Source organism: Pantoea sp. Tr-811 (assembly GCF_011752535.1).
In the GTDB taxonomy this organism is placed as follows: domain Bacteria; phylum Pseudomonadota; class Gammaproteobacteria; order Pseudomonadales; family Pseudomonadaceae; genus Aquipseudomonas.
Window position 1 is genome coordinate 69,543 of sequence record NZ_VWXJ01000019.1, and the last position, 11,188, is coordinate 80,730.

6 protein-coding genes are annotated in these 11,188 nt (G+C 46.5%); 5 read left to right on the forward strand and 1 reads right to left on the reverse strand.

Going from position 1 to position 11,188, the window contains the following annotated elements; genetic code table 11:
* Nucleotides 1-248: 248 nt before the first annotated feature.
* From F3J44_RS23910 to F3J44_RS23930, 5 genes are all read left to right on the forward strand, one after another.
* Nucleotides 249-1,688, forward strand: a complete 1,440-nt coding sequence (locus F3J44_RS23910) for a tyrosine-type recombinase/integrase (protein ID WP_167276637.1) — start codon at nucleotides 249-251, stop codon at nucleotides 1,686-1,688.
* Complete coding sequence (locus F3J44_RS23915; RefSeq protein ID WP_167276639.1) at nucleotides 1,672-4,968, forward strand: hypothetical protein; 3,297 nt, start codon at nucleotides 1,672-1,674, stop codon at nucleotides 4,966-4,968. Before F3J44_RS23910 ends, F3J44_RS23915 begins: the two co-directional genes overlap by 17 nt.
* 61 nt (nucleotides 4,969-5,029) lie before the next feature.
* Complete coding sequence (locus F3J44_RS23920; protein ID WP_167276641.1) at nucleotides 5,030-5,626, forward strand: hypothetical protein; 597 nt, start codon at nucleotides 5,030-5,032, stop codon at nucleotides 5,624-5,626.
* Nucleotides 5,627-5,979: 353 nt separating this feature from the next.
* Entirely contained in the window at nucleotides 5,980-6,528 is a 549-nt protein-coding gene (locus F3J44_RS23925) for a hypothetical protein (RefSeq protein WP_167276643.1), read from the forward strand.
* The gene (locus tag F3J44_RS23930; protein ID WP_167276645.1) at nucleotides 6,525-7,100 is read left to right on the forward strand and encodes a hypothetical protein; all 576 of its coding nucleotides are present in this window, start codon (nucleotides 6,525-6,527) and stop codon (nucleotides 7,098-7,100) included. Before F3J44_RS23925 ends, F3J44_RS23930 begins: the two co-directional genes overlap by 4 nt.
* 2,427 nt (nucleotides 7,101-9,527) lie before the next feature.
* Here F3J44_RS23930 and F3J44_RS23935 read toward each other — a convergent pair.
* The gene (locus F3J44_RS23935) at nucleotides 9,528-10,736 is read right to left on the reverse strand and encodes a S41 family peptidase (protein ID WP_167276647.1); all 1,209 of its coding nucleotides are present in this window, start codon (nucleotides 10,734-10,736) and stop codon (nucleotides 9,528-9,530) included.
* Between the last annotated feature and the right edge of the window lie 452 nt (nucleotides 10,737-11,188).

An 11,188-nucleotide genomic window follows, 5' to 3' on the forward strand; every position in this document is an offset into this window, starting at 1 on the left:
TAACAAAATATCCATGTAACCCTCAGACCTATCAAAATCAATGGGTTAACAAAACAAAACACATTTATTGCCAATTCATATGACAAACCAACATTTCACACTCAAGCACCCATCCCCTCCCAAACCGCACCTTGACACAATTATCTCAGCATAATTAACTTACCAGACATCCTCGAACAAAAAATTCCACACAGCAGTAAATCTTCAGACACTAAATCCTGAATACGGATTTGCCATGGGTGTTTATAATGCTCAATAATTTCTTTTACTCGAAGTCTATCTATCTCGGCAAAGAGCATCACATCATTAGATATGCGACCCCCGGGAAGTACGGCCAAGAATTTACACCTCTAACCATCCACATGAAAGACTTGATTGATCAAGGCCAACATCAACAGACCATTCGTGTGGCCGGCCCCTGCATTGCCAACTTTGTTGACTATATGAACGAAGGTTTGAAATTTATCCAACCTACTCAAACCGACGTGAACAAATTATATCGCCTCTACCACTCTTACCTTACAACAGGCGAAGCAAGCGCTTCAATGATCGTTCGGAGAATTTGCCAATCCAAGCCTTCACCACTAGCTAAAAACTCAACATCTAAAACGTATCACGGGCTGATCACACCATTTTTGAGAAACATTCATCAAATCCAGAAGACTTATGATGAGTACATCACAAATGGTCTAGCCATCGCAGAGCCCGAAATCTCAAATCTTATTGATGCCCTGAAAAAAATCACTGCTACCACCACCAAAATCAATGACCGAGAGAACGCCGCAATATGGAGCAATTCCGCACCAACTACCACGATTACCGGCAGTAAAACCAGTCGAAGCACTTTCACTAGTCACATACCTTATGAAGAAAACTTCGCAAGCCCATTACAAGAAAGTCAATACTTCCCTCTAGATAAAATTTCGGAACTTATCTCCAACGCTAGCAGCCATAGAAATGCTTGCCTTTACGCGCTGATAGCAGCAACCAACGCTCGAGACTCAGAAGCAGATCAAATACTCTGGTCGGACATCAACATCATCAAGCGGGAAGTACTACTTATAGATCCAACAACTCGGCAACATCCATCACAAGCGTATCAAGGCATCAGTGAGCTGGAGAGAAACAAGCTTGAATGGAAGGGGCGCGGAACTCCATTAACTTTAATGCTCGAACCTTACGGCAGCCTTTTTTTTTATCATCTTGAGCAATATATGCGGTATGAGTACAACTCTGGCTGTGGTCACAACTTTATTTTTCACGACCACCACGGCAGGCCGCTTTACCTTTGCGACTATTCGTCTGTAATTCTACATCAGTTCAAAATAGCCGCAAAAAAAACTTTGCCCAACCAGCCAAACATTGCAAAAAAACTTGGTCTGCACAGCCTCCGCCATAGCAATATATTTTTTTTGAAAAATTACATTGAGCACAGCAATGGTCAAGGACTAAGTGACAGCGAGCTATTACTGCTGACAGGCCATATAGATATGCGCAGCCTCCAAAAATATGCAAAGGTAGACTGGGAATTATTAATGGAAAAAATATCATATGCCAACCACGCACGAAAACAAGGCACTACGTTTTCCAGCACAGAATTTCAAATCCAATATCTTGAAGAACGCTTAAGCATCTTCAAAGAAAAACTAAAACAAGAACAAGGAAACAAAAATGCTCAACACAACTGAAGAAATTATAATTTCCTGCAAAAAACATAGATTGGCAGCACTGATTCAATTGGCACTTATTTTGATTTCAGACATCATTACAAAAGGCAGTCATCGATTGGGATCTGTAATCTCAAACTTTATTGCATTATTCAAAAGCCAAGAAAAACAACACATTGAACCACTACTGAAAGAACTGTATCGATACACAATAAAAACCCAAAATCACGACTACTTAAGCAAACACCTTACGAAAGCTACTTTTCTTGCTGAGTTGTCGCCCCCCGAACAATTCAAAGCCAAGACGATACTCCGATTAATCTTCATCTACCTTCATAAAAACAACGCTATTATACTTACCTACAAATTCACGAGACCACTTGACCCAACCTTCACAACCGCACCTAACGACAAATATTTTTACTGCGAAACCGTCCTTGCATTCTTGCGATTTGAAGCCAACTTAACAACCACTATAAATGCAGGAAAACCATCTCGCGGCAATCGTCGCCTCTGGCAATCCGGGGTGAAATCAATACTCATGTCCGACATGGTTACTCCCGAAAAAATAAACCATGACGACCTTCACAGGTTACTCGCTCAGCAATCAAAAAACACACCTAACAATATAATACCCACCCCCGTACTAAGAATTACAGAACACCTGATTAAGTGTTTTCCTGCTAGAGTTCCTGAGAGCGTACAAAGCTGGGCAGCTGAGCATCTAAGCACCTCTAAGCAGTTATCAAGAAATCTTTCCAGCATGGAAATGACACTTATTGAGGAAATCGAAAGAAAGTTATCTGCCTTAGAAACAGCAAAACGAATAGTGAAGATTAAAAAATTTGGGGCCACCAGCTTTTCTAGCGACCTGATTCACCACTACAAGTTAGACACGCACATATTCAAAGGCAGCAAGAAACTCAACAACGCCCTGCGAGTTTGGACGCACTGCGAAACAGCATACCTCGAAAATCAGTTTTTTGAGAAAAACAAAGGGGCCAAACTTGCCTTCGGAAAGCTGAACGTCTACTTATTTATCTATCTCCCGCTATGGATTCAGCATAATCCACAATCAAAATTCCAATACCCAAGCACACCTTCTGATTTCACAGGCTCCGTACATTACTCCTGCAACTCCTCAGATAATGTAAATAGGCCTCTATCACTATGTGAGTTATTTAGCGAGATAGGCTACGTAGAAAGCTACGGCAGCCAAACACCTTTCCGCAATTTCTTCCAATACCTGATCACATATGGTAGCGAGCTTGAGGGCTGCAAAGGTTTAGAGCAGCCCGTTCGCAAAGTTCCAAAAAGCAAGAAGTATAGACACATCACGAAAAACGTATTTACCGGTGAACAACTTCAACAATTTATTGCCTACCACCACGCTCTGAATTCAGGAGCAGACTACTTCTTACTTAATTCTTCTAGAATCAAGAAAATAGTAGATGCTGCAAGAGCGAACAACACCCTTGTAGACACAGAAAAACTTGGATACGTCCCAATCATGTATCATGAAAGCACAATCAGTTATATTACTCGAATTTTACCCGACACATTTCACTTCATCACCCATCAACTCGAGTACTTCTACAACCCTGGATGCGTCATATTTAGCCTCTTCCTTCTAGAATGTGGTGTCAGAGGACAAACACTACAATGGCTTGACGCCGACACTTATGATCGCACATCTCAGCGGCTGTCTCAAAACCCATTACAACTTACAAGCATTTGGTTAAACACAGATAAAATCCAAAAAATCCCATTCATCATCGTCACCACTATGGGCAACCTATCGCTGCTAGACCAACAACGTAAATGGCGGCTCTTAATGATAAAAAAAGGCGCAATCGGATTTACTAAGAAGGTTTATTACGACCACAACCCTAAATCACACTGGGGCAAAATTTCTCCTCTATTCGCTGCACATCCCGAAAACGGAGATCCCTTCAGTGATGATCATTACAAAACTTTATGGAACTGTCACTGCCTAAACTTTCAGATCTGGCTTAAAGACAATACCTACGAGACGAATCCAATTGTCGGTTACCTTCCATTGAGGAAAAAATCCGCACAGCGCCATTTCACCTGGGAAGATTGGATTAACAAAATAAACCCTGATGATGTTCACGTCATCCCCGGAAATCCTAGTAATAAGGTTTACCAAGGTGCTTACTGCCCAATTTCACTTCGGGCATACGCGACACCTCACGGAGCACGCGGATCCTTCATCACGGATATGTCTGTAAACCTTCCACCTGAAGCAATGACATTTCTCACAGGCCAAAGTCTGAGCACCATTATTCGCTATAACAAAGGACATCACCTTTTGATAAACCGCTTGCAGGGCGCGTTCAATAATAGAGATGCGTCCTGGTTCCTCACCAATCCGTTCAAAGACTCGCCTTCAATGTACGACATCCGCGACAGAATTGAAGATGCAGTCAGGCAAAACTCTCTTCCAAACACCATCACTAAATTCGGCCTTACCTCTTTCCCGACATCTACAAGCCCGAGAGAACTCACAGGTTTAATGCTCATTGCTTCAGATAGATCGCTAAGGCTCGGCGCTTGCTATACGCACATTTGTCCGCACAACTTCATTTGCCCACAATTAATATCCGTTAAATTTTGCGGCCAAAAAAGATGCGCGCAATGTCCATTTGCAATCTTCTCAATACATAACCTACCAGCAATTGAAGCTCACCGCCAGAAAATGGCAGAAGAGTACTCTAGCACATGTACAATAGTCGAAAAGTATAACGCTACAAACATAGCCTCAACTGCCGAAACCAACCGCCTCCAGGAAGAAATAAAGAACTCAGCAAAGGAAGTTATTAGCTGGATGATGGTCGAGGAAATTCTGTGGGCTAAGCTTGAAGCACAACAGCAAGCTGCACACGAGTCAAATAACAGAGATTTTATAGCTTCCAATGCATCCCAAGTGATAAAGGAAGTGACCCGAGTAGAGTACAACAGCACCTCGGTTGAGGGTTTTCTTTCAAGGCTCGACAGTGCTTGCACATACCCTGAATCGATATCTCAAAACTTTGAATACAAAATTGATCGCGCGACCCGTCTTTTGATGATTAGCGATGGTGATACATTAGGAGCAGCGATGATGCCATCAAACTTTCCTAACGCGATCAAGCTCGCTGGGATGATTCGCTCAGATGTTAACTTCAACAAAATGGACATTCAGCAACTTGTCCACTTCATCAATCTTGCCGATAGCGATTGGGAACAAGCTTTACTTTCCTTCCATGCCAAAAAAATCAGCCGAGATGGTTCATCATAGCCTCTGTAGAATCTAACAACCTTTACAGCACCTAAAACTTTAAAAATGAGTGAATTCAAGAATGAAAGCTTCCAACCTGTATCGCTGGCAACAAGACCGCATCCAACACCGCTTAGCAATCCTTGAGGCCTCATTACTTGACCTTGACCAACGAAGAGTCAAGTTTAAACAAGTTACATACTTAGCCAAATACATTGCAGACGCTATTAGCACTGCCGAGCGACTCGAACTCGAAAGAACTAACAAGATGCAAATAAAAATATCTGAGACCAAATCCTGCAGAGCTTCATCTTTATTAAAAAGCAAAAGCTATCGACCGCTTTTAGACTCATGGATTCGACGCAACAACATTGGTTCGTTGGAGAGCCATGAAATTGCCGACCTAAGACTAAAACTAGTCAAACTTAGCAATGAGCACTCTATTGCCCTAGATGAAATTAGAACACTTCAAGAAATTCATAACACCAAAAATCATAACTCCCCGAGCACTTCCGAGCGTAATGACGGGATGACGATTGCTCAAATGCTTATTAGTCACTTTAAAGAATTTTGTGAGATCCAGGATGGCGCTCTCATTGAGCCATCTCCTGGCAGACCGACAATCGTTCCAGCTAACTTATTCTCTGCATACATAAAATGGGCTTCCGCCCTCTATTAGCAAGCTGCGAAATAACACGAATGAGACAAACCACGCAATACTCCATGATTCATTTTCACTGGCCAGAACGAACCACTTTATAGCTGGCAAGATAACATGCCCTTAACAAAGCTAGAAATCACGACTGTCTTAGACATATTGCTCTAAACATCAAAGCGCCACCCGGGCATCCATGGGGTGCTTTACTGAGCCATACCATGGAGATCGAAGAAAAAGTTCGAAAACCTGCGCTTGCTCAAACGGTATATTAATAATATATGCTTATTCGTCGGAGAAAATAAAAAGCTCACCTCCTCTCCTTGACTTCTCTCGCTCTGCAGTCTTCATTCCTTATATCACATGGAGGAATCTGCATGTCGACGCCAATTCTTTTCCACCCAGAATGCGATCCAGTGACAGTGGTTGGCGGGCCGGACTACGTCATCTACAGCTGCCTGCAGTGGCAAGACTCAAATCTCGGCTTGATGACCCAGGCCGCGAAACAAACCTTTTGCGTGATGTACGGCGACTACCTCGATCATCGCTTCATCATAGCCTTGGAGCGTGCTTATCTCCGAGGAGCATTGGCTCCGGTGAAACTGATCGTTATCCATGAGCAGGATCTGAGTATCTATCTGGACAGCAAGGTATCTAGCAGCAGCATCCCGGCCATCGAGGCTATTTGGGAATTGGATACCAACCTTTATTCGGGCCGTCGCTACACCGTGGCTTTCGCGAGCGAAGATGAGATCTACTCAGGGCGTTCTGACTCCTCATTATGGTCTGTAATCAAACAGGTCATGGAGACGACCTCCCTGGGTTTTAGCCCATATGAGTTCCCCAGCTACGATGAAGATGACCTGGAAGATTACACCGACGACAGCCTGAGCTTTCTCCCTTCTATCGATGAGGGCCACCCATGATCTATTCCAAGTTCCTATATACGGAGTTCGAGCAGCCTCATAACAATGATAGTGAGCCTGGCTATACGATTTTTAGCACCCCGCAACCATGGGGTGTCTACGCAATGGGCGAACAGCGTGTAGGCATTCTCAGCTTCGCTGTCTTGTGGGATGGAAAACCTGATACCAGGGTCATCAACCTGGTCGAGCAAGCAATCGTTCGTGACGTCATGGCGCCAGTCAGGCTTCTACATGCGCACGAGGGCACACTCACAATCGTCTTTAAGTATGAAGGCGAAGAGCTCGATATTGAAGCGTTTAGATTGGCATGGGAAGACATCGGTTCTGGCGTACAGTTGGACTGTTGGACTGTTGAAGTAATCGAAGAATGTGTAGTAGGCCATCTGCTGTTCGGTGGGCGCCTATTTCGCAAATATGCTCCAGAAATTATGGCTACCCATAATCTGGGAATGTCGTTTTACACACAAGATGATTTCTTGTTTAAGGATGAATGGTCAAAGGTGGAAATGGCTGTCTTTGGGCAGCAGCAGGATTCCGACGATGAACCACCACCAAACATGGAACTCTTTTAGGAAGTCCAGTGCTGTAAGGGGCTCCACGGTAGTTTGGACGTGCCCTTCGGGCCGAATGTCGTTTACCAAGCCGCTCGCCGTATGGTGGCGTCTTGGCCCTGACGGGCTTCCATCCTCGCGCCTTCGCCTTCCTGGCTGCGCGCTCCGCTTGCTCATGAAATGGGTAGCAACGCACCTGAGATTGTCTACGTGCTATGGCAGTGGATAACTAAGCAATGAAGCAACCTCGTTGGCTAAACTCGCGAAACTACCGCAAATGGAGCCTCCCCACGAACAAGGTAGCCCAGCATAGTGACATCAGAGTTATTTTCGAGATTGATGGCTGCCAGGCGGATGCCTTCATGAACCACGAGGAGACTATGGCACTCGCCCAATTCGTTAAGCGGCTCAATCGGAGCTAAGTGCGCTCTTACGCAGTAGATGATCACGAAGCCCAGTTAATTTGGGCCGCTGTAGTTAAGCTGCAGGATTCCTTGGCCCATAGTGGTTGTGTACCCCGCTGACTTTTTTGGTATCACCCGTGCGCGAAGGCATAGCGAAGCTAGTAACGGCGAGCGTCTAGCCTTAGGCGGGCTCCTACGCCAATAATCGACGCAGTACTGAGGCCGGAGTATGTAGGTGCAACAGGCCGCTCGAGAATTCGGCTGAATGCCGGCTATACGACACCACGTCGAGCCGTCTCTCTTCGGATCACCAGCCAAATGCAGAAGGCCGGCTCGGAGGCTGGGAAATTTTGCTCAGCAATTGTTATCTCCAAGCGATAATTTTTCAGAGCAGCAGTTTCCGGTTCGCTGCCGGGGAGACCGTTACTAAGGACTGCCGCCACGGCTAGGGCAAAGACAATCATCTCCGCTGACGGGCATCTTGAGCTCGGTGCAGAACGGAAGATGGTGCTTTGGCAGGCGCCACCCTAGTGCCTGTGTGCCATGACGCCTTAAACCAGCGCCGCGCATATGATCGCTATGGCTCAGGCAGTGAGCGGTACCACTCAGCGTAGGGTGTGTTGATTGCCTTGTGGCGGTTGTAGTCCGGACTATCGTCATCCCACCACACCGGGCCCCTCTCCCCTAGTGCCACCTTCGCCGTATGCACCGATGCTCGAGCCTCACGCAGCTGCTCTTCGTCGTTCGATGTTTTCGCTTCCTTCACGGCTCGCCGAGCTTCCATCAGCTTGTGCACCAGGTGCTGACGCTCCTGATCAGGCAGCGCGGGATTACTGCAGCGCCAGAGCTGACCTTTGACCACGAAGTAGCGACCGTCTGGCGTTGTTGGATGCATAGCGTAGATTCCGTGAGTCGTTACACCAAGGACAGCACAGACGGCTCAAGGGCTGCATCGGATGCTCAGCCGAATAGCGGCATATCTTGAATTGTCATTGAAGACGCGCGGTAAGCCATTCGGATGGCTGGTGCTTCAGTCTTCGCAGACCAGTGGGGCACATTTGTACTCCATCGCTATTCCGCTGACTTCGCAATGCCCAATTTTCGCTCCAGAGCGGCGCGATTCCTGTACCACCTTTTGAACGGGGTAGTATCTTCGACTTGATAACCGACAGGCTTGGGCTGTTTATGATCCAACATGACCATCACGACGTACCACCAAGCACCCTGACAGCTCGAGAAGTCTGCCAGGTGCTGCGAGAGGTGGTGCTAGGACGGCGGACGATGACCAAGGTTGGCAGCCAGTCCTGGGTGCAGCTGTACGCCTGCCATTTCGAAGTCGATGTAGAGGGATGGCGGATCACGATCTACAACGACTGTGATGAGCTGGACTACTGTGAGCGGTGTGTGAGTCCGGAGGGGAACTGCTGGGAGTTCGATCTAGGTGATCGGACAGATCCGATTGCTCTGCTATCGACGTGGGAGCATCAGACCCTGGAACGGATGTTGAAATCCCTATAGAGCGATGAGGGCGTGCCCTGCCAGGCCCGGCTGTCGTGAATCGAGCCCTCGTCGTACGCCGACGTCTCGACCCTTCGGGCGTCCATCCGTCACTCCGGCGCGCTCCGCTTGCAGTCTCTCATTTTGTGATCTCTCGGGGACGGCACGACACCGCCTAGACTGCTTGCCCTTCCCCCCCTATCACTCCCCGTTCACCTTAGAGACAAAAGGAGAATCCAATAGCCAAGTAGGGGCACACGCGTCGCTTGGTTTCTATGCCCCTTACCGCCGTATCAGTCGCGCTGTACGATCACGCGGCGACCTCTGCCTCGTTATTTGCCTTCACTTGATTCACTTTCCAAGGCAAGAAGGCTGGGAGCGGATTTTTTTGTCCGGCTTTTACCGTTTTTTTCATGCCCGAGCGAATGGCTAATATTCACGATTGATAGAGCGCATTGTGCTGATGGCAGTTCTCTGTTGGTAGCTGGATGTCGTCAAGGACGGAATGCTTGAACCTGACTACTTCCATCGTAGCAACGGAATATAATTAATTTAAATTTAACAACTGACAGGCAAATTCGAGAGCCTGGTCATGTCTGGATCTTAAGCTCTCAGGGGTAAGCGGTATGTTAAAGTCTGGGGATATACCACGGCCTTCCAGCGAATTGATATCATCCATGTAGATTTTTCGAGCACCAACAGCGAAATACATAGTACAGGTAGATGAAACAATGTATGGTTGACCGGAGCTGCCAAATGTACGCTCACCAACAAACAGAGTGCTGGGCCTTTGCTTAAGAGCGAGTAGTAAATTTTCACAAGCAGAAGCGCACCCTCTATCAATGAGCACTATCAGCCTTCCGGTGAATATTGGCCTCGATTTTTTTTGGATGGACTTCTTGAATTTCAAGGCAACTCGTTGGGCATCAAACAAGCGCAACAGGTTTTGGTCATTGGTGACTACAGCAGAAGAAAGCTCTGCCTCTTTCCCACTCTTGTGATCTCGTTCGGCAATCTTGGGCCAATACCACTCAGCCATTAGGCTGCCAATGAGTCTTACAGGCGTGGTGCCCCCTCCATTACCGCGAAGATCAAGAATTACAGAGGGAACCCCGGCATTGTTTGAGAAAAAGTCTATCGCGTTCAGTTCATGTTCAGGCTTCGAAAAAGAGCTAACTTTGTGATAGAACGGACTCGCCTGTTCGGACGGCATATGGGATAGCCGCTCTGTTGGTGCTAGAGACCTGTCTATGATGATTTTTTGATCGTCATCGAATGTGAGAGAGAATTTTTTAGGCCAAAGATAGGCATGGGTAGTAAACCTAGTGGCGCGACTGATTTCATCACTTGCTGAAATAAATTGGGCCAGATCCCCGTAAAATTCACCAACAGGTTTCTCGTCGATTGTATTTACGATGCTTCCAGGAGGTAGTTCAAGGCGTTGTGAGTCTACAACTATCCATTTATCGTCGATTTTCTGAAGGCTAAAACCCAAATTCATGCCAAAATTCTCTTGCACCCATGGATCAAAAAAAAAGGTATGTGAGTTATTCAATTTGGCTGCTAGTCGCATGAGGGACTGAGCATAAGAGAGTCTCGAGGCAGTTGACAGGGATTCTTCCAAGTGCTTTTTGAAGTGAAGATCGAAGTCCTGCCTGCAAAGTCCCTCCCAGTGTGCAAAGTAGCTGATGATTGCCGAGTAAACTTGAGCGGAAAAAAGCATTTTTTCAGATAAAGATATAAAATCATTCATCATTGATAACTCATCTGAGGCTGGCCCAGCTAACCGTAATCTAACGACTTGCCGACTTAGAACTCTTGCATCCTGTAGCGGGGTTATCCAACCACCCCAGCTTTGAACTCTGCCGTGAAATCTGCTGCGGCGATGGATACTCAGAAACTGCTGAGACAACGCCTCTGATAAATCCATAATTCTGATGTGGGAAGACCCTCATTATCTGCATGCTAGAGCTGTTTAATGACCGGTTTGTTACCAATGCTCGTCGTTCTAACGTGGTGTAGGTGGCTCTAGGTCGTGCTCCTTCGTCAGGTACGGATGCCATTGCTTATTTTCCTGGACAGGCCTCTTAATCGGACAAGCCCCTCCGTAACATGCTCGAGAGTCGTTGGCACTCGCACGTCCGTATCAGGTTCATGTTGATTTGTAACATGGCGCATTTATAAACCTGCCTCAACTGACAGGATTGT

What these genes read in the sequence shown, in the direction of transcription:
- F3J44_RS23930 (WP_167276645.1), top strand. Translation starts at nt 6,525, where the DNA reads ATGATCTATTCCAAGTTCCTATATACGGAGTTCGAGCAGCCTCATAAC.
- F3J44_RS23920 (WP_167276641.1), top strand. Translation starts at nt 5,030, where the DNA reads ATGAAAGCTTCCAACCTGTATCGCTGGCAACAAGACCGCATCCAACAC.
- F3J44_RS23910 (WP_167276637.1), top strand. Translation starts at nt 249, where the DNA reads ATGCTCAATAATTTCTTTTACTCGAAGTCTATCTATCTCGGCAAAGAG.
- F3J44_RS23925 (WP_167276643.1), top strand. Translation starts at nt 5,980, where the DNA reads ATGTCGACGCCAATTCTTTTCCACCCAGAATGCGATCCAGTGACAGTG.
- F3J44_RS23915 (WP_167276639.1), top strand. Translation starts at nt 1,672, where the DNA reads ATGCTCAACACAACTGAAGAAATTATAATTTCCTGCAAAAAACATAGA.
- F3J44_RS23935 (WP_167276647.1), bottom strand. Translation starts at nt 10,736, where the DNA reads ATGATGAATGATTTTATATCTTTATCTGAAAAAATGCTTTTTTCCGCT.